Origin of the sequence: Aeromonas sp. QDB17 (assembly GCF_027705305.1) — a bacterium.
Classification (GTDB): Bacteria; Pseudomonadota; Gammaproteobacteria; order Enterobacterales; family Aeromonadaceae; genus Aeromonas; species Aeromonas caviae.
In genome coordinates, this window is sequence record NZ_JAPDBP010000002.1 from 220,973 (window position 1) to 244,983 (window position 24,011).

Here is a 24,011-nt window from a genome sequence, read left to right on the forward strand (position 1 = left end):
TCCTTATACAGTGGTGACCCCTACCAAAGGCCACATGCAGGTTGGAGAAACCCTTTCATGTCCAGCTGTTCACTCCCGAGTTTCACCGTTCACAATACGGTTGGTACACGGCAGTGGCACACCATATGGCGTGTGCAAGGCCATCCATTGAGAGGTACAGCGGGGGATTGTATCAGACGCGACAACCCAGACAAGCTGTCTTGGCGATTTTGCATACCGCCTAAGCGCGGGTGTCAACCTGTCCTACTTGCGAGGGCGCCCTTCTGCTGCCATACCCTGTACCAGATTGAGGCGTCAGCCAAAGCAAGGAGAGCATGATGTACACCTACGACATTTCATTTCCGGAGCATGCAGAAAAGCTGGTTCATCCGGATCACCTTCTCACGACTCACTGTCCCGTCCATATCGGTGAGCTGGTGATCCTGGGCGATGGCTGCAAGCGGGAGGTATGCAGCATCGTCCACAGTGCCGAACGCAGTACCCTCTATGTCACCGACGTGACGCCCGGCAAAGTCACCGCCAGCCGTTGATCCCTAACCGGCGTTCAGAAAAGAGTGGCCATTGAAATCGAAGGCGCTGCGTCCCTCCTCGGCCAGCGCCATCTCCTGCAATACCTGGAGTGCCATCTTGTTGCCCTTTTGCGAGGCCTGATAGAGCCACTGCTTCGCCTCGGCCAGTTCAACCCGCCCGTTGACCCCCATCAGGTGCAGGATGCCCACCTTCAGCATGGCGGGCACATCACCGTTTCTGGCTGCCAGCTCCATCCAGCGAAACGCCTCGTGCAGATCCCGCTTTACCCCGGCCCCGCGCAGATAGACCTCTCCCAGCCGATACTGGCCGAAAGCGTCCCCCGCCTGCGCAGCCTGACGATAGAGTCGGATGGCGCGATCCATATCCTGCTCGCTCCCCTGCCCCACTTCATGGCACCAACCCATCAGCGCCTGTGCCCGTGGCTGGCCCTGCTCCGCCAGGGGCGCCCAGATCCGGGTCGCCTCATCAAAGTGCCCTGTCCGCCAGGCGCGGTTGGCCGCCGCCAGCTCCTGCTCGGTGGAGAGCGGGATCAGACGCCAGATGACCAGCGCAATGAGGGCAATGAAGAGCCAGCGGGCGGTAGTAGGTTGCATGACATTTTCCGTGATCTGGTTCGCATTTCGTCTATGTAAACGAAATGTAGCAACAGATCAAGCAGGAGATCACCTGGGTTCACCCTCTTTCATGGGGTCGCTCTTTGCGAACTTGCAGTTTGACGGGCGACACAGCAAAATAACTGTATATATAAACAGTGCATTGGTGATGTGATGGCAGGACGAGGCGCGAACCACAATGTCGAGCACCGCTTCAGCGGCCCGCAAATCGAAACCGTTGACGACGGCTGGAGTCAGAGCGACTGGGACGCGGCATTTGCCGCCAGCGCTCCCCGCACCGAGGTGACGGAGATCAGCGCCCGCAGCATCATCAGCTACAACGATTCGCCGGATCTTCCCTTCGGTCGCTCCATCAATCCCTATCAGGGGTGCGAGCATGGCTGCATCTACTGCTATGCCAGACCCAGCCACGCCTACCTTGAGCTCTCCCCCGGGCTGGATTTCGAGAGCAAGCTGTTTGCCAAAATCAATGCTGCCGAGTTGCTGCGACGGGAATTTGCCAAACCAGCCTATCAGCCACAAACCATCGTGCTGGGGGCCAATACCGATCCCTATCAACCCATCGAGCACCACTATCGCCTGACTCGTGAACTCCTGACGGTGATGCTGGCTCATCGCCATCCGGTAGGGCTCATCACCAAGAGCGCCATGATCCTGCGCGACCTCGATCTGCTGACCGAGCTGGCCCGGGAAGGGTTATGCCAGGTGATGGTGTCGGTCACCACCTTCAATGAGACGCTGAGGCGACAGCTGGAGCCCAGGGCCAGCACGGGGGTTGGGCGGATCAAGGTGATCGAACGACTGGCCAAGGCCGGTGTGTCGGTCGGCGTGCTCGCCGCCCCCATGATCCCCAGGCTCAACGAGCCGGAACTGGAACAGATCATCAAGGCCGCCGTCGACGCCGGGGCGGGCTGTGCGGATTATATCTTGCTGCGATTGCCCCACGAGCTCACCACCCTCTTTTGCGACTGGCTCGATACGCACTATCCCGGCCAGAAAGAGGCGATCCTCAACCAGCTGCGGGCGAGCCGGGGTGGCGCACTCAACAGCGCCACCTTTGGTAGCCGCATGCGAGGTGAAGGACAGTTTGCCGACCTGCTCGCCCAGCGCTTTCGCCTGATCAGCAGGCGGCTGCAACTGGGCAAGCGCCATATTGCACTCAATACAGCCGCCTTCATCCGCCCGGGCGAGCAGTTGCGTCTGTTCTGAGCGCCATCAGCCCCGTGGTCTCGGCGGGTAGCTCCCCGCTGGGTGGCGCTGTGCAATCAGCTCCGCAGGCAGGCGGGATGGCTCGTGCGCCACCTCCTCCTCATCCACCCTAAGGCGCGCCTTCTCCTGCCCTCCCCACATCCGGCTCCACCAGATCTCCCACATTACCCAGCTCGTCATAACAGTGCTCCTGGCAAGCGATGCCTGCCTCTGTGGTGGCCTCATTCAACGCAGGCAGCATGGCTGGCCGTCATGACAGGGCCATGACAACCGAGTGAAGGAATCGTGTTGATGCGATGGGGCTAGCCCTGCATATCAGGAAGATGACGCCGTGGCAGGCAGGGCTGCATGCACGGCAGACGGAGCCTGGCAGCAGAGAAGAGAGCTGCTGGGCAAGCACAAGGACGGGGAGAGCCTGCGGTGAGGCGGACAAAAAAAGAGCGACCATCAAGGTCGCTCTTTTGCACCGGACAAAGGGGACGATTACTCGTCGCCCGCCTCCCCGGTATCGACGGCGCCAGCGTCCGCTGCGGTGTCGGTGCCTTCAGACACCTCCCCTTCAACAGCCAGGGCCTCGGTTTCCTCTTCGTCGCTCTCGGCAACGCGCTGCAGACCGACTACGGTCTCGTCTTCACCGGTACGGATCAGACGCACACCGCCGGTGTTGCGGCCGATGACGCTCACCTCGGACACCCGGGTACGTACCAGGGTACCGCCGTTGGTGATCAGCATGATCTGGTCGGTATCTTCGACCTGGATCGCATCGATCACCTTGCCGTTGCGCTCATCCACCTTGATGGAGATGACGCCCTGGGTACCACGGCTCTTGGTCGGGTACTCGTCCAGCGCGGTGCGCTTGCCGTAACCGTTCTCGGTGGCGGTGAGGATGGCACCATCACCACGGGGCACGATGAGGGAGACCACCTTGTCACCGGCGCCCAGCTTGATGCCGCGCACGCCAGCAGCGGTACGACCCATGGGACGTACGCCCTTGAAGGTGCCCTTGCTTTCGGTGCCTTCGCCGTTGTCGCTGCCGTCATCGTCGTTGCCGGCGTCGTCATCGGTGTCGACCTCGTCAGTGCCATCGGCATCGGCGCGACCGCTGCCTTCCGCGAAGCGAACCACCTTGCCCGCATCGGAGAACAGCATGATCTCGTTGCTGCCATCGGTGATGTCCACCCCGATCAGCTCATCACCCTCTTTGAGGTTGATGGCACGGATACCGGAGGAGAGCGGACGGCTGAAGTCGGACAGGCTGGTCTTCTTCACGGTGCCGTTGGCGGTGGCAAAGAAGACATACTTGTCGGCGTCATATTCTTTCACCGGCAGGATGGCGGTGATGCGCTCACCCTCATCCAGCGGCAGCAGGTTAATGATCGGACGACCGCGGGCGCCACGGGACGCTTCCGGCAGCTGATACACCTTGAGCCAGTAGACCTTGCCACGGGTGGAGAAGCACAGAATGGTGTCGTGGGTGTTGGCCACCAGCAGACGCTCCACAAAGTCCTCTTCCTTGATCCGGGTGGCCGACTTGCCACGACCACCGCGGCGCTGGGCCTCGTAGTCGGAGAGCGGCTGATACTTCACATAGCCCTGGTGAGACAAGGTAACGACCACGTCTTCCGGGGTGATCAGATCTTCGATGTTGATCTCGGCGCTGGACATGCTGATCTCGGTGCGACGCTCGTCGCCGTACTGCTCGCGCACGGCCAGCAGCTCGTCACGGATCACTTCCATCAGGCGTTCCGGGCTTGCCAGGATGTGCAGCAGCTCGGCGATGAGATCCAGCAGAGACTGGTACTCTTCCAGGATCTTCTCGTGCTCGAGGCCGGTCAGCTTGTGCAGACGCAGGTCAAGGATGGCCTGGGCCTGGATCTCGGTCAGGAAGTACTGCCCTTCACGGATGCCGAACTCCGGCTCCAGCCACTCGGGGCGAGCCGCGTCGTCGCCCGCTTTTTCCAGCATGGCGGCCACGTTGCCGAGTTCCCAGCCCTTGGCTACCAAGGCGGCTTTCGCATCCGCCGGGGTCGCACTGTGGCGAATGAGCTCGATGATGGGATCGATGTTGGCCAATGCCACCGCCAACCCTTCCAGGATGTGCGCCCGATCCCGCGCCTTGCGCAGTTCGAACACGGTCCGGCGGGTCACCACTTCACGGCGGTGCAGCAGGAACGCATCCAGGATCTCTTTGAGGTTCATCACCTTGGGCTGGTTGTTGTCCAGCGCCACCATGTTGATGCCGAACGTGGTCTGCATCTGGGTGTGCTTGTAGAGATTGTTCAGCACAATCTCGCCGGACTCGCCGCGCTTGATCTCGATGACGATGCGCATGCCGTCCTTGTCGGACTCATCGCGCAGGGCGCTGATGCCCTCGATTTTCTTCTCTTTGACCAGCTCGGCGATCTTCTCGATCAGGCGAGCCTTGTTCACCTGATAGGGGATCTCGTGGACGATGATGGTCTCGCGACTGGTCTTCTCGTCCACCTCCACTTCAGCCTTGGCCCGCACATAGACGGAGCCGCGACCGGTACGGTACGCCTGCACGATGCCGGAACGGCCGTTGATGATGCCGCCGGTGGGGAAATCCGGGCCGGTGACATGGGTCATCAGCTCGTCAATGGTGAGGTCGCCGTTTTCGATCAGCGCCAGGCAACCGTTGACAATCTCGGTGAGGTTGTGAGGCGGGATGTTGGTCGCCATGCCCACCGCGATACCGGAGGAGCCGTTGACCAGCAAGGTGGGGACCTTGGTGGGCATGACAGCCGGGATCATCTCGGTGCCGTCGTAGTTCGGCACCCAGTCCACGGTCTCTTTGTCCAGATCAGCCAGCAGCTCGTGGGAGATGCGCGCCATCCGCACTTCGGTATAACGCATCGCCGCGGCGCTGTCGCCGTCGACCGAACCGAAGTTGCCCTGACCATCGACCAGCATGTAACGCATGGAGAAATCCTGCGCCATCCGGACGATGGTGTCATACACAGCGATATCGCCGTGCGGGTGATATTTACCGATTACGTCACCGACCACACGGGCCGATTTTTTATAGGGCTTGTTCCAGTCGTTCCCCAACTCGTTCATTGCAAACAGAACGCGGCGGTGAACCGGTTTCAAGCCATCACGCACATCCGGCAGAGCTCGTCCTACGATCACGCTCATGGCGTAATCAAGATAGGAACTCTTGAGCTCTTCTTCGATGTTGACCGGCGTGATCTCTCTGGCCAGATCGCTCATAGAAAGCCTTAATCCCTAATTAGTTGTTCTTTGGCTTAAACAGCGCGACATGGTAACACACTGAGCCAAATACATTAAGCCACAAATCCGATGAGCACATCGGGCTGGTGCGACGAGGTCGGTCCGTTATAATGCGCGCCAGGACAATAGATTGCGCGCGCCCAGCACGCTGCGCGCCTTGCCACAGGATCATCAAAACATGAATAGTGATGCCAATGTCGATCTGACAGAAATCGCCAAATTTGAAGCCATCGCCTCCCGCTGGTGGGACATGGAGGGCGAATTCAAGCCGCTGCATCAAATCAACCCGGTGCGCCTTGACTGGATCACCGACAAGAGCGGCGGCCTGTTTGGCAAGCGCGTGCTCGACATCGGCTGCGGTGGCGGCATCCTCTCCGAGAGCATGGCCCGTCGGGGGGCCCGGGTCACCGGCATCGACATGGGCAAGGAACCCCTCGGCGTCGCCCGCCTGCACGCGCTGGAACAAGGTGTGGAGCTCGAGTACCGCCAGATCACCGCCGAAGCCCACGCCGATGAAGCGCCTGGCCAGTATGACGTGGTCACCTGCATGGAGATGCTGGAGCACGTGCCGGACCCGGCCTCGGTGCTGCGCGCCATCGCCACCCTGGTACGGCCGGGGGGCAAGGTGTTCGTCTCCACCATCAACCGCAACCCCAAAGCCTATCTGATGATGATCCTCGGCGCCGAGTACCTGTTGAAGATGGTCCCCAAGGGCACTCACGATCACAAGAAGTTCATCACCCCCGCCGAACTGTGTCGCATGGGGGAAGCGGCGGGCCTCCTGGTGCGGGACATGAGCGGCGTTCACTACGCCCCGCTCTCCAACAGCTTCAAGCTCGGCAAGAATGTCGACGTCAACTACATGGTGGCGTTCGAGCGCCCGGAGCAAGGCTGATGAGCACACCTCACCCGATGCCCCTTGGCTGCGTGCTGTTTGATCTGGACGGCACCCTGCTCGACACCGCGCCAGACCTTGGCGCCGCCGTCAATCACGTGCTGATAAGCGAAGGCTTTGCCCCGCTCTCTGACGACATCATCCGTCAGACCACCTCCCACGGGGCCCTCGGGCTGCTCAGGGCAGGTCTTGGGGACGAGCTGCTCGAGGAGCTGGGGGCTACCCGCCTTCGCACCGCCCTGCTCGACTACTACGCCGCCAACCTCTGCGTCGGCACCCGCCCCTATGAAGGCATGGTGGATCTCATCGAGTGGCTCGACGAAAAAAAGCTGCCCTGGGGCATTGTCACCAACAAGCCGGGTTTTCTCACCGAACCGCTCCTGGCAGCCCTGCCCGAACTCGCCAGTTGCGGCGTGACCGTGAGCGCCGACACCCTGCCGGTGCGCAAGCCCGACCCCGCCCCCATGTTCTTTGCCTGCGAGCGCCTCGGCATCGCGGCGAGCCAGTGTCTCTATGTGGGGGATCACGTGCGCGACATCGAGGCCGGCCGCAATGCCGGCATGCGTACCGCGGTGGCTGGCTGGGGTTATCTCAATGATGACGAGGATCCCGCCCTCTGGGGCGCCGATCTTCACTTTGATACCGTGCAGGCCCTGCACCACTGGCTGCGTTACGAGCTGAGCTGACACGTTCATTGCCCATGACCGACAAGGCATCCGGATAGAGGTGGATCTGCGGGGCAACTTTGATGATGTCCCGATGGCAGTGCGGGCATCGGCCCCGACGCGCAGCTCCCCCCGCAGCACACCAGAGGGATCCTGGACGACCCCTCTTTTTATGGGCTTGGCAACCCCCCGAACGGCGTAACAGGACACCTTTTGACCCTGACTGCACAAGGGATGAGCAGGCCGGATTTGCTAGTAAAAACACCCTGCTTTCGCAAGCAAAAAAAGTTATTTTAATTTTCCATCTTCGATCGCCGGACTTGCATTTGACGGATCGGACGGATGAAAACCCGTTCGCTGTGAGCGTCCACTAACTCCCGTCCCGACACCCACAATTTATCCACAGCTAATGCGTTATCCACAGATTGCATTACCGCATCGACCTCACTATCTTGTAGTTCGCATTAAAAATAACACTACATCTTGTGATTCATCGCACAATCCCTGCCCAGTTTCCCTCGACAGACGGAGCCGGGTTGCGCCATTGTGCGATGGCTTTTCGGGAATCAACCGATACCGGCAGGTATCAATGAAAGGGGTCATCAGCCAATGAACTTGTTTGTGACGAAGCGTAACGGACACAAAGAACCCATCGATCTGGATAAAATTCACCGTGTGCTCGACTGGGCTGCCGAGAAGCTCGACAACGTGTCGGTCTCCCAGGTGGAGCTCAAGTCCCACATCCAGTTCTATGACGGTATCCGTACCGCCGACATCCACGAGACCATCATCAAGGCTGCTGCTGACCTCATCTCCGAGCAAAGCCCGGACTACCAGTACATGGCTGCCCGTCTGGCCATCTTCCACCTGCGCAAGAAGGCCTACGGCCAGTTCGAGCCGCCCCACCTGTATCAGCACGTCGCCAGACTGGTGGACATGGGCAAGTACGACAAGCACCTGCTGGAAGACTACACCCAGGCGGAATTTGAGGAGCTGAACGGCTACCTCGATCACTGGCGCGACATGGACTTCTCCTACGCGGCGGTCAAGCAACTCGAAGGCAAGTACCTGGTACAGAACCGCGTCACCGGCGAGATCTACGAGAGCCCGCAGTTCCTCTACATCCTGGTAGCGGCCTGCCTCTTCTCCAAGTATCCGAAAGATACCCGTCTGGACTACATCAAGCGCTTCTATGATGCGGTCTCGACCTTCAAGATCTCCCTGCCGACCCCGATCATGAGCGGCGTGCGCACCCCGACCCGCCAGTTCAGCTCCTGCGTGCTGATCGAGTGTGACGACAGCCTGGATTCCATCAATGCCACCGCCAGCGCCATCGTGCGCTACGTGTCCCAGCGCGCCGGCATCGGCATCAACGCCGGCCGCATCCGTGGTCTGGGCAGCCCCATCCGTGGCGGCGAAGCCTTCCACACCGGCTGCATCCCCTTCTACAAATACTTCCAGACGGCGGTGAAGTGCTGCTCCCAGGGCGGCGTGCGCGGCGGTGCGGCCACCCTGTTCTACCCCCTGTGGCACACCGAGGTGGAGAGCCTGCTGGTACTGAAGAACAACCGCGGCGTGGAAGAGAACCGGGTCCGTCACATGGACTACGGCGTGCAGATCAACAAGCTGATGTACCAGCGCCTCATCAAGGGCGGTGACATCACTCTGTTCTCCCCCTCCGATGCACCCGGCCTCTATGACGCCTTCTTCGCGGACCAGGACAAGTTCGAAGCGCTCTACGTCAAGTACGAGCAGGATCCGGCCATTCGCAAGAAGACCCTGAAGGCGGTGGATCTCTTCTCCCTGATGATGCAGGAGCGCGCAGGTACCGGCCGCATCTACATCCAGAACGTGGATCACTGCAACACCCACAGCCCGTTCGATCCGAGCGTGGCACCGGTGCGCCAGTCCAACCTCTGCCTCGAGATTGCGCTGCCCACCAAGCCGCTCAACAACGTGGATGACGAGGACGGCGAGATTGCCCTGTGCACCCTCTCCGCCTTCAACCTGGGCGCCATCGAGAAGCTGGAAGATCTGGAAGAGATGGCCGAACTGGCCGTGCGCGCTCTGGACGCCCTGCTCGACTATCAGGACTACCCGCTCAAGGCAGCCAAGAAGGGCAGCATGAACCGACGTACTCTGGGGATCGGCGTCATCAACTACGCCTACTACCTGGCGAAAAACGGTGCCCGCTACTCCGATGGTTCCGGTCTGGCCCTGACCCACCGCACCTTCGAGGCGATCCAGTACTACCTGCTGAAAGCCTCCGTGCAACTGGCCCGCGAGTTCGGCCCCTGCCCGGCCTTCAACGAGACCACCTATGCCCAGGGTATCCTGCCCATCGATACCTATAAAAAGGATCTGGACACCCTGTGCAATGAACCCCTGCACCTGGACTGGGAAACCTTGCGCGAAGAGATCAAGACCGTGGGTCTGCGCAACTCCACCCTGACCGCCCTGATGCCGAGCGAGACCTCCAGCCAGATCTCCAACGCCACCAACGGCATCGAGCCGCCCCGCGGCCTGGTGTCGGTGAAAGCTTCCAAGGACGGCATCCTCAAGCAGGTGGTGCCGGAGTACCATCGCCTGAAGGATCAGTACGAACTGCTGTGGAAACAGCCGAGCGTCGACGGTTACCTGCAGCTGGTCGGCATCATGCAGAAGTTCGTGGATCAGGCGATCTCCGCCAACACCAACTACGACCCGGCCCGCTTCGAAGGCAACAAGGTGCCGATGAAGCAGTTGCTCAAAGACTTGCTGACCGCCTACAAATACGGTCTCAAGACCCTCTACTATCACAACACCCGTGATGGTGCCGACGACACCCAGACCGATCTGCAAGATGACGGCTGCGCTGGCGGGGCTTGCAAGATCTAACCGCGAAACGCACTGATAAACCGGGCGGGAGCATCAAGCTCCCGCCCTCCTGTTTTCCCTATTTCACGGCATTCGAACCATGGCTTACTCTACTTTTTGCCAGACCCAAAACGATCAGCTCAAGGAGCCGATGTTCTTCGGCCAGTCGGTCAACGTGGCCCGTTATGATCAGCAAAAGCACGACATCTTCGAGCGGCTGATCGAGAAGCAGCTCTCCTTCTTCTGGCGCCCGGAAGAGGTAGACGTCTCCCACGACCGCATCGACTTCCAGGCTCTGCCGCCCCACGAGCAGCACATCTTCATCTCCAACCTGAAGTACCAGACCCTGCTGGATTCCATTCAGGGCCGCAGCCCCAACGTGGCCCTGCTGCCCCTGGTCTCCATCCCGGAGCTGGAGACCTGGATCGAGACCTGGGCCTTCTCCGAGACCATCCACTCTCGCTCCTACACCCACATCATCCGCAACATCGTCAACAACCCGGGCCAGGTGTTCGACGACATCGTGACCAACGAGCAAATCTTGAAGCGCGCCGGCTCCATCAGCCACTTCTATGACGATCTCATCGAGGCCACCTCCATCTATCACCTGCACGGCGAGGGGACCCACCGGATCGGGGATCGCGAAGTCACCATCAGCCTGCGGGAGCTCAAGAAGAAGCTCTACCTGTGCCTGATGAGCGTCAACGCCCTCGAAGCAATCCGCTTCTACGTGAGCTTCGCCTGCTCCTTCGCCTTCGCCGAGCGCGAGCTGATGGAGGGCAACGCCAAGATCATCAAGATGATCGCCCGCGATGAGGCACTGCATCTGACCGGTACCCAGCACATGCTGAACCTGATGCGCAGCGGCAACGACGACCCCGAGATGGCGGAGATCGCCGTCGAGTGCGAGCAGGCCTGCTTCGAGCTGTTCAAGGAAGCGGCCCTGCAGGAGAAGGAGTGGGCCGAGTACCTGTTCCAGGACGGCTCCATGATCGGCCTGAACAAGGACATCCTCTGCCAGTACGTGGAATACATCACCAACCTGCGCATGGCGGCGGTCGGCCTGCAACCGGCCTTTGCCGGCACCAAGCAGAACCCCATCCCCTGGATCAACACCTGGCTCTCCTCCGACAACGTGCAGGTGGCGCCCCAGGAAGTGGAAGTAAGCTCCTATCTGGTGGGTCAGATAGACAGTGAAGTGCACGCCGACGATCTGGGTGACTTCGAGCTGTGATGCAAGGCGACCTCTGCTGGCAGACCATGATGCGGGAGAGCGACGTCCGTGAGTGACGCCACCGCCACCCTGAACGCGCCCCTGCATACCGCCACCACGGCGCCGGAGGGGCAAGCCCCCCAGGTACAGACCCTGGACGGTGTGCTGCACCCCCATCCCGGCGAAAGCGTGCTGGAGACCCTGGAGCGCCACGGCCATCACGTGGAGTTCCAGTGCCGCAGCGGCTATTGCGGCGCCTGCCGCACCCCGCTGCTGGCGGGCAAGGTGCACTACGCCGCCGTCCCGCTCGCCTTTGTCTCCCAGGGGGAGTGCCTCCCCTGCTGCTGCCAGCCGGTGGGCGCCATCAAGCTCGATATCCGAAAGGGCTGACGGCCCTTATCGCCAGATCTGCCCCGCAAACAAAAAGCCGCCGGATTGCTCCGGCGGCTTTTTTCATGGGAATCTCCCGTCTCTTGAGGGAAATGAGGGGCCATGGCCCCTCTAACATTACAACCCGGGGGCGTTACAACCAGGGGGCGGCAGTCGGCCCGTGGTGCAGACCCAGCTTCCAGACCCGGCCAAAGTGCTTGTAATGACCGGCCGCGACACCGGCTTTCTCCCCCATGCCGTGGTAGAGATCGAGGTGCCCCTTCTTCACCGCGCCCCCCACATCCAGCGCAATCAGCAGGCGCAGCTGGTGCTTGCCGGTCCAGTTGCCTGCTTTGTCCAGCAGCGGCACTTCCGCGAGGATGGGGGTACCCATGGGCAGCAGGGTCTTGTCGGCAGCCACCGCCGCCATGGGCAAGAGCGGAATGCCGGCAGCCCCCACCACGTCATTGGTGGGACGGCGCTCGAAGAAGACATAGGAGGGGTTCTGCTCCACCAGCTCCTTCACGCTCTCTTCCGGCTGACGATTGGCCCACTCCTTGATGGCCTTCATGGACATCTGCTCCTTGGGCACTTCGCCACGGTCGATGAGCACCCGGCCAATGCTGACATAGCCGTGGCCGTTCTTGCCGCTGTAACCAAGGTACTGCAACCGGTCGTCATCGCCGTAGTGAACGAAGCCGGAACCCTGCACGTCCATCAGGAAGTTGTCGATGAGGGACTTGCTGTAGCCCAGCTCCAGTCCCCGGTTGGCCAGCGCCCCCCGGTGGATCTCGGCCCGGCTCGGGCAGCGACCGCCGCAGTTGGGCATGGCATAGATGGGATACTTGTACTGGGCGTCAGGGCGATGGCGCACCTCCAGCACCGGCGAGTAGTAGCCGGTGAAGAGCACGTTGCCCATGCGGTCGGCACCGCCAAGCTGCGCCAGGCTGATGCCGTACTGGGTGATATGGGCGGGATTGCCCCCATTGGCGACCCAGCGTGAGAGCTGACGGTAGAGCTCCCCATAGCGGCTCGCCATGCGGCCGGAGCGTTCCATCACCATCCGGCTCTGGGGACCGAACTTGCTGTAATCGGCGCGGGCGCGGCTGTTGACCCGCTCTACCCGCACCAGATCCCCCGGCAGGGCACCATCCAGATACTGCTTGCCCAGATTCACAGGGATCTCGCAGTTCAGAAAACATCCGGATTCCGCCTTCTTCTGGGGCACCTTGGCCGGTTCAGGGTTGCCCGCACAACCGGCCAGCCCCACCACGGCGGCGGCCAACCAGTACGCATGTCTATTCATATGTCCTCATATAACACCGAGTGTCTTGCACGGCGGGGAAGATGCCAAAATTGCCCGGGGAAAGCAAACGCCTTCACGCCCCTGACGACGGATTTCTCCTGCCGTGATCTTCTGGGTTATAACAAGGTGACAAGGTGTGAGAGGTCATGGATGGAACAGCTCGAAATCTTCCCGCTCCAGAGCCCCTGTGTCGGGGTCTGCGAACTGAACAACAAGGGGTATTGCAAGGGATGCCTGCGAAGCCGCGAGGAGCGTTTCAACTGGCTTGCCATGACCCCTGCCCAGCAGCAGGAGGTGATGCGCCTGTGCCGCAGCCGCAAGGCCAGGGTCGAGGCCGCCCGCCGCAAGGCGCAGGCCGCAGAGGCGGCCGATCCGCCGCCCCCGCCGGGCTGGGATTTTTAAATCCCACGTTGCCCCTCCCCTCAACAAGAAAGGCGGCCCCAGGGCCGCCTTGTCATTAAGAGTGTGTCACGCCGTGACGTCCTCAGGCGGTCGCCAGCTTGGCCTGCTCCTCGCCACGCTTGAGCATGGCGTAGGCCACCCCGGTCACCAGAGAACCGGCCGCGATCGCCAGGATGTACATCATCACATGGCTGATGGCGTTCGGGATGAAGAGTACGAACAGACCACCGTGGGGTGCCACCAGCTCGCAGCCGAACAGCATGGAGAGCGCACCGGTCAGGGCGCCGCCCGCCATGCAGGCCGGGATCACCCGCATGGGATCCTTGGCGGCAAACGGGATGGCCCCCTCGGAGATGAAGCACAGACCCAGCACGAAGGAGGCCTTGCCCGCTTCCTGCTCCGCCTTGATGAACTTTCTGCTGGCCAGGAAGGTCGCGATCCCCATCCCCAGTGCAGGCACCATACCTGCGGCCATGACCGCTGCCATGGGGGCATAGGTCTTGGAGGCGAGCAGGCCGACACCGAAGGCATAGGCCGCCTTGTTGACCGGGCCACCCATGTCGAAGCACATCATGGCGCCGATGATGACACCCAGCAGCACGGCGTTGGCAGAGCCCATGTTGTTGAGGAACTCGGTCATGGCGTTCATGATGCCTGCCACCGGGCCACCTACCACGTAGATCATCACCAGACCGGTGAACAGGCTGGCAAAGAGCGGAATGATGAGGATGGGCTTGAGGGCTTCCAGGGTGACCGGCAGGCGCACCTTGTCGCTCAGGAACTTGGCGCTGTAACCGGCGAGGAAGCCGCCGACGATGCCGCCAAGGAAACCGGCGCCGAGCGAGCTTGCCAGCATACCGGCGATCATGCCGGGCGCCAGACCCGGACGGTCGGCGATGGAGTAGGCGATGTAGCCTGCCAGCACCGGGATCATCAGGGCGAAGGCGGAGCCGCCACCGATCTTCATCAGGGCCGCGGCCAGCGTCCCCTCTTCCTTGAACGCTTCAATGCCGAAGATGAAGGAGAGCGCTATGATAAGGCCCCCCGCTACCACCATGGGCAGCATGAAGGAGACGCCGGTCAGCAGGTGCTTGTAGGGGCCCGCCTTTTCCTCTTTCTTGACCGCGGCCGCGCCGCTGTGGCGATAGACCTTCGCCTCGGTCCAGGCCTTGTCGAGCTCGGCCCGGGTTTTCTTGAGCGCCGCCCCCGTGCTGGTCCGATAGACCGGCTTGCCGTCAAAGCGCGCCATGTCCACTTCGATGTCAGTGGCGAGGAACACCAGATCGGCGGCGGCAATCTCGTCCGCCGCCAAGGCATTCTGGGCACCGACCGATCCCTGGGTTTCGACGCGGATCTGGTGACCCAGCTGCTTGGCCATGGTCTCCAGGGCCTCGGCCGACATGAAGGTGTGGGCCACCCCGGTCGGGCAGGCCGTCACCGCCACGATGCGCTTGGCACCGCTTGCCGGTTTGGCAACCACAGGTGCCGCCTCATGGCGATAGACGCTGGCACCGCTTCGCGCGGTTTCCAGCAGGGCAGCGGGATCCTGGAGCGCCAGATCCATGTCGCCCCGATAGAGCGACTTGCCGTCATAGGCGGCCAGATCCACCGGTGCGCTGGCAACGACCAGCACCAGGTCGGCGGCGGCAATCTGCTCTTTCGAGGGAACCTGACGGGGCTGCACGCTGGAGTCGACGTCGAGGGTGAGCTCCCAGCCAGCCAGTTTGGCCTGCTGTTCTATCCGTTTTGCAGCGAGAAAGCTGGTGGCAATGCCCGCCGGGCAAGCCGTAACCAGAATTGCTTTCATTGGGCATCTCCTGAATTAGCCATCAAATGGGGTTGGGGTTGAGTCGGTGCCAGATCATCCAGACGCTGTACGCGCACCTGCTCGAGTAACGGTTTGAGCACATTGATATCGTTGAAGCCGACCGCGACCTGGCTCACCGCCAGTGCCGAGACGGCGGTGGCCAGACGCAGGGTCTGCTCCGGCGTCCAGTCCAGGCTCATGCCATGGACCAGGCCCGCCACCAGGGAGTCGCCGGCACCCACGGTGCTGACCACCTCCATGCGCGGCGGAATCGCCTGCCAGGTGGCATCCGGTGCAAACCAGATGAGGCCGTCGGCACCATTGGAGATCACCACGTTGGGGATCCCGCTGGCCTGCAGCGCGCGGGCGCACTCGGCCTGCTCGCTCAGGGTCTTCACGGGGCGACCCGCCCACTGGCTCAGCTCTTCCAGGTTGGGTTTGACCAGGGTCGGCGCCGCCTTGATCCCTTCACTCAACGCCGCACCGCTGCAATCGAAGATCACCTGCTTGCCCTTGGCCTTGAGCAGGCGAATGAGGCGCGCGCAGTAATCGGGGGCCACCCCTTTGGGCAGGCTGCCCGCCAGCACGAACCAGTCGGAGTGGGGAGCCAGTCGCTCCAGCGCCGCCTCCAGGGCGCTGACATCACCTTCCTGCACGGCGAGTCCCGGCAGATTGAGATCGGTCACCCGGCCGGATTGTTCGGAGATCTTGACGTTGATCCGGGTGTCGCCCGCCACGCGCACGAAGTGATCGGCAAGAGCACGCTCCTCGAACAGGGAGACGAAGCTCTGCTGGTTGCCCTCGCCGAGCCAGCCGGTCAGGCCTACGTCACGGCCGAGATCTTTCAAGACCATGGCGACGTTGATCCCCTTGCCCGCGGCGCGCAAGTTGGCCTCGCTCACCAGATTGACCTCGCCAGGGTGCATGGCCTCCAGACGGGTGGTGAGATCGAGCGCGGGATTGAGGGTGATGGTGACGATGTCCATCAGTGCGCCCCCTCGCCAAGACCCGCGGCAATGGCTTCGCCAATGCCCTTGAGGGCTGCTTCGGCATCCGCTCCTTCGGCGCGAAACGCCAGACGATGACCGCACTTGACCCCAAGCCCGATCACCTTCATCAGGCTCTTGGCAGAGACGGCTTCACCGCTGCCATCGAGGTTGGCGACGCGGATGTCGGATTCATACTCCTTGGCCACCTTGACCAGCATGGCGCCCGGACGGGCGTGCAGACCGTGGGGGTTGATGATAGTGAAGGTCTCGGACAGCCCGCTCGCCGGACCCGCCTGCAACATGGCAAGACCATCGCTGCCAGAAAGGGTGGCCAGCTGGCTGGCTGCGGCCAGCTTGGCCAGATTCTCGAGTTGCGGTAAATGGCCGCTATCTGCAGCACACAGCAGCAGCAGGGCGCTGACCGGCAATTCACCGACGTTCAGCGGGGTGCTCGGGGTGGCCAGCACCCAACCGGTCTGGGCCGCTTTCGCACGGGCCAGCCAGATGCCCTCCCCCAGGTGAACAGGCTGGCTGGCCAGGAGGGCGCTCACCATGGCGGCGTCTCCCCAGCCTGCGGATTTGGCGCGGGCCGCAGCCCCCAGCAGCAACTGGTCCTGGTCGTCGGCCGGGAAGTCCGCCAGGGTCAGGTATTGCACCTCTTTGGCGGCAGTCGCGCCAGTCAGGATATTGATGATGGTCTCTTCGTCGGTCGCCCCCTTGAGCTGGGCTGCGGCCTGCTCGTCACCCAGCACGTGGGTGAGCTGGCGCAAGATCCCCAGGTGCTCGTCGGACTTGGCGGCGATGCCGATGGCGACGTAGGCAATCTGCCCCTCGTCCCACTCGATGCCGTGGGGGAACTGGGCCACCATGACACCGGTGCTCTTCACCAGATGACGGGTGTCCGTGGTGCCATGGGGAATGGCGATACCGCTGCCAAGATAGGTGGCGTGCTGCGCTTCCCGCGCCAGCATGCCGTCCACGTAACCTGCTTCAACCAGACCGGCGTCGGTCAGTTTGCTTGCCAGCAGGGCGATGGCGTCCGCCTTGGTCGTCACCGATTGTCCCAGCAGGATTTGCTGTCGCGCCAACTTCAACATAGAGATTCTCCATCAGGTCCGGCTTCACCTCGCGGCGTACCGGCTCAACTCAACTCGATTTTCGGGTAACTTGCCTGCTGACAATAGACGGTGATCTCTCGCTTTGGTGAGCCGGAACCCATTTCCAAGTGCAGATAATCATCCGTTACTGACAAGCTGAATCGTTTCACTTACACTCAGACTGAATCGTTTCAGCGTATTGTTCAAGATCCCGCAGAAAGTACGTTTCAATGATATGATCCCGCGCACACTTTTCGGTGCCCCAACCAGGAACCGGCGCGGGCCTTGCAACTCAAACAGAGCCAACATGATGAAACTGGATGAAATCGCCGCGCTGGCCGGTGTCTCTCGCACCACCGCCAGCTATGTGATCAATGGCAAGGCCGATCAATACCGCATCAGCCAGGCCACCCGCGACAAGGTGATGGCCGTGGTCCATGCCCACAACTATCAGCCGGACAGCCGCGCCGCCTCCCTGCGCGGCGGCCAGACCCGCACCCTCGGCTTCATCCTGCCCGACCTCGAAAACGCCAGTTACGCCAAGCTCGCCAAGCGCCTGGAGCAAGGGGCCCGCACCCAGGGATATCAGTTGCTCATCGTTTGCTCGGAGGACGATCCGGACACCGAAAAGGAGCTGGCCCGGATGCTGGTGAGCCGCCATGTGGACGCGCTCCTGGTGGCAAGCTGCCTCCCCCCGGCGGATCCCTTCTACCTGGAGCAGCAGTCCAGGGGCGTGCAGATCCTCGCCATCGACCGTGCCATGGCCACCGAGCATTTCGTCACCGTGGCGAGTGAAAACCAGAAGGCGAGCCTGGACCTCACCGCCTCCCTGCTCACCCCGGCCATCGGTCATATAGCCTTGATCACTGCGCTGCCGGAACTGACGATCAGCCAGGAGCGAAAAGCGGGCTTCGAGCAGGCCATTGCCAGTCACAGTGCGACCCGCCACCTGTGTGAAGGGGCCCACTTCTCGCGTACCGAAGGGTATCGCCTGATCAAGACACTCCATCAGCAACTCGGCCAACTGCCCGAGGCGCTGATCACCACCTCCTACATCCTGATGGAGGGGGTACTCGACTACCTGCTGGAGCAGGAGGCCGACATGAGCCAGCTCGCCATGGCCACCTTCGGGGATGACCGCCTGCTCGATTTCCTCCCCTTTGGCATCAACTCCCTGCCCCAGCAGCACGACGCCCTGGCAAGCCAGGCCCTGGCGCTGGCCCTCAAGGCGGTCAATGGTGACTACCAGAGCGGCTTGCACTATGTGAGCCGCACCCTCAAACGCCGCCGCTGACGCGAAACGGACGTGCCGAAGGCGACCACGGTCGCCTTTGCGTGTTTTTACGCCATCCACTCCAGACAACTGTCATCATTTATTTCCACACAAGCGCCTTTCACAGTAGAACCTTCGCTCACTCCCGCTTGTTTTCGATATTTTAATCGGCTAACGTGGCAACCCTGTTTTACAACCTGCGGCTGTTCGTAACGATGTCTCCACTCCGATATTGCTAGCCTCCGGCTTTTCCCCGGAGGCGTCTCCCGACACAGCCAACTGGCTCTCTCTTGTTTGCAACAGCGCCCTCACTTTCGGATGGATGACATGAATACCAAGACCCTGGGTTGTACCCTGTTGATTGCCGGCACCACCATAGGCGCCGGCATGCTGGCCCTGCCGCTGGCCTCCTCGTCCCTGGGCGGCCCCGCCACCCTGATGCTGATGATCGGCCTCTGGGCCCTGATGGCCTTCACCGCCATGCTGCAGGTGGAAGCCAGCCTCAGCACCGGCAAGTGGTACCTGCACCAGCTGGCGGATCACCTGCTCGGCCCCTGGGGCAAGGGCATCGCCTCCTTCTGCATCCTGATGCTGTTCTACGCCCTGGCCTCCGCCTACATCAGCGGCGGCAGCAGCCTGCTGGCCCAGGCATTGGCCGATGCCGGCCTTCCCCTCGGCCAGGAGCAGGCGGCCTGGGTCTTTACCCTGCTGTTTGGCGGCATGGTGTGCATCGGCACCAGGCAGGTGGATTACCTCAACCGCCTGATGTTCACCGTGAAGCTGGTGATCATGGTGGCGGTGCTGGCACTGCTGCTGCCCCGCGCCCAGGGGCAGCACCTGCTCTCCATGCCCCTCGGGGAAGGCTTGCTGCTGGCGGGCCTGCCGGTCATCTTCACCTCCTTCGGCTTCCACGGCTCCATCCCGAGCGTCATGCTCTACCTCGGGGACAACCCCAGGCAGTTACGCCGGGTCTTCGTGTGGGGCTCCGCCTTGCCACTCGTGCTCTACGTGCTGTGGCAGGTCGCCATTCTGGGGCTGCTGGGCCAGCAATCCCTGATCCAGACCGGCGGAGCCCTGGACAGCCTGCTGGCCAACGTCGGCGGCCTGGTGAGCTGGCCCGCCTTCAACCAGGCGATGCATCTGTTTGCGGATCTCGCACTCGCCACCTCCTTCCTCGGAGTGACCCTGGGACTGTTCGACTTCATGGCCAAGGTGACCCGTCGCAAGGACAACTGGCAGGGCCGCACCCAGACCGGCCTCATCACCTTCGTGCCGCCCCTGCTGTTCGCCCTCTACTTCCCGCAAGGCTTCATCATGGCGCTGGGTTACGCCGCCATTGCGCTGGCGGTGCTGGCGGTGCTGCTGCCGGTGGCCCTGGTGTGGCAGAGCCGCAAGCAGGCCGAGGCAGACCACTACCGCGTCCCGGGCGGCGTACTGGCCCTGGGTCTGGCCGGTGCCATGGGGGTACTGATCGTCGGGGTGCAGGTCAGCGTCAGCATGGGGCTGCTGCCCGCCCTCTGATCTCCCCGACCCGACCCGACAAGCAGAAACGCCGCAAAGAGACACGCCCCGCCAACCCAGTTGGCGGGGCATGTCTCTTTGGCACGGGCTCACTTGGCCGACCCACACCACTCAGCGCGAAATCCATCCAATAATGAACATTTGAGTGCAACCATGTATAGATATGTACATGACTGCGCCCCTGCCCTACACTGCTTAGCAGACAACCCATGATCCCGTGCCCGTCTGGCACGCCAACCCGGGAGGCAACATGGCCGCCACCGCATCTCTTCCCCGGCAACAGCCCGCCGTCGATCCCAGCAAGGCCCTGCCCGTGGTGTTTCGCATCCTGGACAAATGGCAGTGCAGCACGGATGAACAGCTCAGGCTGCTTGGCATTACCTCCCGCTCCACCCTGAACAAGTACAAGGAGGCCAGCGGCGGCATTCGGCTGAGCGCCGATCTCCAGGAGCGGATGAGCTATCTACTCAACATCCACAAGAGCCTGCGGCTGCTGTTCAGCCTGGATGAGAGCATCTATGGCTGGGTGCGCAAACCCAACAGCCACCCCTTCTTCGCCGGGCGCAGCGCCATGGAGGTCATGCAGGGTGGGCGGGTGGCCGATCTCTACGAAGTGGCAACCCGGCTGCACGCCTGGCGCGGGGAGATGGCCTGATGTCCTCCCCGCCCTTGCGCGCCTTCCACAATGCCTGCGCCTATCGCATCATTCCGAGCCGCTTTCCCCCCATCTGCCTCTATGAAGACGTCGCTACCGCCGACGAGCTGGAGGCGGTCTGGGCCGTCGAGGCCCTGACCAACGACAGGCTGAGGGAAGAGGCGGGCGAGCTGATGCGGGTGCCCAGGGAAGATTGGCTGGTGGGGCTGCCCGGCGGCAGCTATGTGATGGCCGCCTTCACCCACCTCAATCCCGAGGGCGGCCGTTTCACCACGGGGGACTTTGGCGGCTACTATTGTGCCCCCTCCCTCGACACCGGCATCAAGGAGACGGTCTACCACAGGGAGCGGATCTTCGGGTACACCCGGGAGCCGGCCCAGAAGGTGCAGATGCGGGTGATCCAGGCGCAGTTCAGCGCCAGCCTCATCGACATCACGGGCCTGGCGTTTCTGCCAGGCCCACTCTATCACGCCACCGATTACGGCCCCGCCCAGGCCTTTGCCCGGGAGCAGAAGGTCGCCGGGGCGGACGGCATCCACTACCGCTCGGTGCGCCACCCCGGTCACGACTGTCACGTGCTCTATCGCCCCCGTCTGGTCAGCCGGGTGGACCACGCCCGTCATCTGGAGTACCACTGGAGCGGCGAGGCCATCACCCATGTGCTGGAGATCCGCCTCTACGGTGAATAGCGTCTACCAGGACAAAAAAAGCCCCGCCAGATTGGCGGGGCTTTTTGTATCAACCGAACAGTGGGGGAGCCTGGCTCCCTGACCGCTTACTGGTTGTGGCTGGCGCGACGGGGACGACGGGCCTGGGCCGGCTTCGCGGCGCCATCAGCCGGACGCTGACCACCCTGGGGCTTGGGCTTGCCACCGTTGCCAGTGCGATTGCCACCGCCGTTACCACCGGCGCCATTGCCGGAGCGACCGGCACCCTGACGCTGGCCTTGACCTTGCGGACGCGGCGCACGGCGCTGCTCGCTCGGATCCCGCGGCTCTTTGCGAAGCGGCGCACCGATGCCACGGGCGATGTTGTCGAGGGTCTCGCGGGAGGCTTCAAAACCGGCCACCTGCTCGCAGGGGATGCTCTGCTTGGTCAGGCGCTCGATGGCCTTGATGAGCTTGCCCTCATCGGCGGCCACTAGGGAGATGGCGTGACCGGCGGCGCCGGCACGGCCGGTACGGCCGATACGGTGCACGTAATCTTCCGCCACGTTCGGCAGCTCGAAGTTGACCACCTGCGGCAGTTTGTCGATGTCCAGACCACGGGCGGCGATGTCGGTCGCCACCAGCACCTTGACGCTACCATCCTTGAAGCCGGCCAGCGCGCGAGTACGGGCACCCTGGCTCTTGTTGCCGTGGATGGCGGCGGCGCTGACGCCGTTCTTGTCGAGGGTCTCGGCAACGCGGTTGGCCATGTGCTTGGTACGGGTGAACACCAGCACCTGCTGCCAGTCGTTGCTGGTGACCAGGTGACTCAGCAGGGCAATCTTGTTGGCCTTGTCGCAGGGGTGCACCAGCTGCTCGATGCGCTCGGCGGTGCTGTTGCGCGGGGTCACTTCGATCACCGCCGGGTTGTCCAGCAGACCGGTGGCCAGCTCACGAATTTCGTCGGCAAAGGTGGCGGAGAAGAGCAGGTTCTGGCGCTTTTTCGGCAGCAGGGCCAAGATGCGGCGGATGTCGCGGATAAAGCCCATGTCGAGCATGCGATCCGCTTCGTCCAGTACCAGGATCTCCACTTCATCGAACTTGACGGCGTTCTGGTTGTAGAGATCCATCAGGCGACCCGGGCAAGCCACCAACACGTCCAGACCACGGCGGGTCGCCATCATCTGGGGGTTGATGCTCACGCCGCCAAATACCACGTGGCTGCGGATCGGCAGGTGTTTGCCGTAGTTGCGCACGCTCTCGCCCACCTGGGCGGCCAGCTCGCGGGTCGGGGTCAGCACCAGGGCACGGATGCGATTCGGGGAGACCTTGCGCTTGCTTTCAGTCAGACGCTGCAGCATCGGCAGGGTAAAACCTGCGGTCTTGCCGGTCCCGGTCTGGGCGGCGGCCATCAGATCACGGCCAGCCAGTACCGCCGGGATCGCTTGTTGCTGAATGGGAGACGGGGTGTCGTAGCCTTGCTCGGCAACGGCACGCAACAAGGGTTCGGCCAGACCGAGGGAAGTAAAACTCATAGTTACCTGCTAGGGATAGGGGCGCCAAAGATCGTGGTGGGGCTCCTCTGCTGAGCCGATGCCATCTCACAGGATCCGGGCCTATAGAGAAAACAACGATTTCCCCGGGGAGCAGAGCAAAGGGGAAAGAATAGAGGCGCAGTCTAACGGAGTTGGCGCACTTAGACGAGGAAAATGTGATGCACCTCCCAGCGCGGCTGGAAATAGCGACAAATGCAGGACAAAATGGCCCGAATCGCCGTATGTATCAAAGCCCCTGCACAGCCTGCCGGGGACGGCGCGATACACGGAACAGGAGGTTTTGATTGAAACGGAAGTTCACCCCCACCGCCCGGCGCATGCTGGGCCTCGTCTTGCCCCTGCTCTTCGCCCAGCCCCTCGTCGCCAGGGAGACCCTGTCGGTGGCCTGGAGCCACTGGCCCCCTTTCAGTCAAATCGCTGCCGACGGCACCCTCGGCGGACTGGACGTGACCCTGACCCGCCAGATCCTGGGCAAGGCAGGCGTTGAGCCCGCCTTTCGCAATCTCCCCTGGGCCCGGGCCCTCTACCTCATGGAGCGCCAGCAGCTGGACGTGGCCATGGGCGCCCTGAAAACCCCCGAGCGGGAGCGGTTCGCCCGCTTCTCCGCCCCCTATCGGCGCGCCAGCTTCGTGCTGCTGAGCCAGCGCCCGCAGGCCGGGGAGCCCGACGGCTGGCAAGGGTTCACCGAGCTGGCAACCCTGTGCCAGGCCAAGGGGCTGCGACTTGGCAAGCTGCGGGGCACCCGCCCCCTGCCGATGAGCGAGGAGTGCCCTGCCCTCGGGCAGGCGAGCGAATACAACAGCGATGACAGGCTGCTCACCCTCTTGCTGGCGCGTCGCCTCGACGGCGTCATCATGGAGTGGCAGTACGCCCGCTACCGGCTCGGCCAGCTCGGGGCGAGCGATGCCATCCAGTGTGAGGTGCTCTTGCACCAGCAGCCGGTGCGCCTGATGTTTGCCAAAGAGGCCGTGAACGATGAGGCGCTCGCCCGCATCGATGCCGCCATCGCCACCCTGCCCTCACCGGATCCCGCCTTTGCGCCGCCCCGCTGCCGCCTTGACGCAACCCGGCTGCCACCGGCACCCTGAGGCAGGCGCCGGCAAAAATCCATGAAAAAGGCGACCCTGGGGTCGCCTTGTGATTTCTGGTGATCA

The 24,011-nt window shown here is 62.5% G+C and carries 21 protein-coding genes; 13 read left to right on the forward strand and 8 right to left on the reverse strand.

The window, feature by feature from the left end; all coding sequences use genetic code 11:
- The first annotated feature begins 314 nt into the window (after positions 1-314).
- Positions 315-530, forward strand: coding sequence for a hypothetical protein (locus OKC41_RS02765; RefSeq protein WP_201893902.1), 216 nt, complete (start codon positions 315-317; stop codon positions 528-530).
- A gap of 3 nt (positions 531-533) precedes the next feature.
- Here the strand turns inward: OKC41_RS02765 and OKC41_RS02770 are convergent, their stop codons facing one another.
- Positions 534-1,124, reverse strand: a complete 591-nt coding sequence (locus OKC41_RS02770; RefSeq protein ID WP_201893901.1) for a tetratricopeptide repeat protein — start codon at positions 1,122-1,124, stop codon at positions 534-536.
- Positions 1,125-1,298: 174 nt separating this feature from the next.
- Between OKC41_RS02770 and OKC41_RS02775 the strand changes: the two genes are divergently transcribed.
- A complete protein-coding gene (locus OKC41_RS02775) occupies positions 1,299-2,354 on the forward strand; it encodes a PA0069 family radical SAM protein (protein ID WP_201893900.1) in 1,056 nt (351 codons plus the stop codon).
- A 6-nt stretch (positions 2,355-2,360) separates the two neighbouring features.
- Here the strand turns inward: OKC41_RS02775 and OKC41_RS02780 are convergent, their stop codons facing one another.
- Together OKC41_RS02780 and gyrA are read right to left on the reverse strand one after the other, a co-directional pair.
- Positions 2,361-2,534: a hypothetical protein gene (locus OKC41_RS02780; RefSeq protein ID WP_010674811.1), complete on the reverse strand. Its 174-nt coding sequence runs from the start codon at positions 2,532-2,534 to the stop codon at positions 2,361-2,363.
- A 303-nt stretch (positions 2,535-2,837) separates the two neighbouring features.
- Positions 2,838-5,585 (reverse strand): DNA topoisomerase (ATP-hydrolyzing) subunit A, encoded by a 2,748-nt coding sequence (gyrA, locus tag OKC41_RS02785; protein ID WP_270671735.1) that lies wholly within the window; start codon positions 5,583-5,585, stop codon positions 2,838-2,840.
- 199 nt (positions 5,586-5,784) lie between these two features.
- On the opposite strand from gyrA, the gene ubiG reads away from it, so the two are divergent.
- From ubiG to yfaE, 5 genes are all read left to right on the forward strand, one after another.
- Positions 5,785-6,501 (forward strand): bifunctional 2-polyprenyl-6-hydroxyphenol methylase/3-demethylubiquinol 3-O-methyltransferase UbiG, encoded by a 717-nt coding sequence (gene ubiG, locus OKC41_RS02790; protein ID WP_043155501.1) that lies wholly within the window; start codon positions 5,785-5,787, stop codon positions 6,499-6,501.
- Complete coding sequence (locus OKC41_RS02795) at positions 6,501-7,187, forward strand: HAD family hydrolase (RefSeq protein ID WP_029314563.1); 687 nt, start codon at positions 6,501-6,503, stop codon at positions 7,185-7,187. Before ubiG ends, OKC41_RS02795 begins: the two co-directional genes overlap by 1 nt.
- Before the next feature lie 588 nt (positions 7,188-7,775).
- Entirely contained in the window at positions 7,776-10,043 is a 2,268-nt protein-coding gene (nrdA, locus tag OKC41_RS02800; RefSeq protein WP_010674815.1) for a class 1a ribonucleoside-diphosphate reductase subunit alpha, read from the forward strand.
- 79 nt (positions 10,044-10,122) lie between these two features.
- Positions 10,123-11,256, forward strand: coding sequence for a class Ia ribonucleoside-diphosphate reductase subunit beta (gene nrdB, locus OKC41_RS02805; RefSeq protein WP_201893897.1), 1,134 nt, complete (start codon positions 10,123-10,125; stop codon positions 11,254-11,256).
- 69 nt (positions 11,257-11,325) lie between these two features.
- Entirely contained in the window at positions 11,326-11,625 is a 300-nt protein-coding gene (yfaE, locus tag OKC41_RS02810) for a class I ribonucleotide reductase maintenance protein YfaE (RefSeq protein WP_269472855.1), read from the forward strand.
- A gap of 133 nt (positions 11,626-11,758) precedes the next feature.
- On the opposite strand, the gene mltA is transcribed toward yfaE, so the two are convergent.
- On the reverse strand, positions 11,759-12,910 hold the full coding sequence (gene mltA / locus OKC41_RS02815) for a murein transglycosylase A (protein WP_201893896.1): 1,152 nt from the start codon (positions 12,908-12,910) through the stop codon (positions 11,759-11,761).
- A 150-nt stretch (positions 12,911-13,060) separates the two neighbouring features.
- Between mltA and OKC41_RS02820 the strand changes: the two genes are divergently transcribed.
- On the forward strand, positions 13,061-13,312 hold the full coding sequence (locus tag OKC41_RS02820) for a DUF1289 domain-containing protein (protein WP_039040754.1): 252 nt from the start codon (positions 13,061-13,063) through the stop codon (positions 13,310-13,312).
- Positions 13,313-13,394: 82 nt separating this feature from the next.
- On the opposite strand, the gene fruA is transcribed toward OKC41_RS02820, so the two are convergent.
- The 3 genes from fruA to fruB are packed head-to-tail and all read right to left on the reverse strand — an operon-like array spanning position 13,395 to position 17,205.
- Positions 13,395-15,119, reverse strand: coding sequence for a PTS fructose transporter subunit IIBC (fruA, locus tag OKC41_RS02825; protein WP_167825664.1), 1,725 nt, complete (start codon positions 15,117-15,119; stop codon positions 13,395-13,397).
- Entirely contained in the window at positions 15,116-16,105 is a 990-nt protein-coding gene (pfkB, locus tag OKC41_RS02830) for a 1-phosphofructokinase (RefSeq protein ID WP_041215117.1), read from the reverse strand. Before pfkB ends, fruA begins: the two co-directional genes overlap by 4 nt.
- The gene (gene fruB, locus OKC41_RS02835) at positions 16,105-17,205 is read right to left on the reverse strand and encodes a fused PTS fructose transporter subunit IIA/HPr protein (protein WP_270671736.1); all 1,101 of its coding nucleotides are present in this window, start codon (positions 17,203-17,205) and stop codon (positions 16,105-16,107) included. Before fruB ends, pfkB begins: the two co-directional genes overlap by 1 nt.
- Positions 17,206-17,512: 307 nt before the next feature.
- On the opposite strand from fruB, the gene cra reads away from it, so the two are divergent.
- The 4 genes from cra to OKC41_RS02855 all read left to right on the forward strand — a co-directional run bounded on the left by cra (position 17,513) and on the right by OKC41_RS02855 (position 21,343).
- Positions 17,513-18,499 carry a catabolite repressor/activator gene (cra, locus tag OKC41_RS02840; protein ID WP_048207771.1) on the forward strand — a complete coding sequence of 329 codons (987 nt, stop codon included), beginning with the start codon at positions 17,513-17,515 and terminating at the stop codon, positions 18,497-18,499.
- Between the two features lie 306 nt (positions 18,500-18,805).
- Positions 18,806-19,999: an aromatic amino acid transport family protein gene (locus tag OKC41_RS02845; RefSeq protein ID WP_042863904.1), complete on the forward strand. Its 1,194-nt coding sequence runs from the start codon at positions 18,806-18,808 to the stop codon at positions 19,997-19,999.
- 250 nt (positions 20,000-20,249) lie between these two features.
- Positions 20,250-20,654, forward strand: coding sequence for an antitoxin Xre-like helix-turn-helix domain-containing protein (locus tag OKC41_RS02850; RefSeq protein WP_039040750.1), 405 nt, complete (start codon positions 20,250-20,252; stop codon positions 20,652-20,654).
- A complete protein-coding gene (locus tag OKC41_RS02855; protein ID WP_270671737.1) occupies positions 20,654-21,343 on the forward strand; it encodes an RES family NAD+ phosphorylase in 690 nt (229 codons plus the stop codon). Before OKC41_RS02850 ends, OKC41_RS02855 begins: the two co-directional genes overlap by 1 nt.
- Positions 21,344-21,429: 86 nt before the next feature.
- Here the strand turns inward: OKC41_RS02855 and OKC41_RS02860 are convergent, their stop codons facing one another.
- Positions 21,430-22,836 carry a DEAD/DEAH box helicase gene (locus tag OKC41_RS02860; RefSeq protein ID WP_201893893.1) on the reverse strand — a complete coding sequence of 469 codons (1,407 nt, stop codon included), beginning with the start codon at positions 22,834-22,836 and terminating at the stop codon, positions 21,430-21,432.
- A 338-nt stretch (positions 22,837-23,174) separates the two neighbouring features.
- Here OKC41_RS02860 and OKC41_RS02865 point away from each other — a divergent pair, with 338 nt between their 5' ends.
- The gene (locus OKC41_RS02865; RefSeq protein ID WP_201894256.1) at positions 23,175-23,945 is read left to right on the forward strand and encodes an ABC transporter substrate-binding protein; all 771 of its coding nucleotides are present in this window, start codon (positions 23,175-23,177) and stop codon (positions 23,943-23,945) included.
- Positions 23,946-24,011 lie beyond the last annotated feature (66 nt).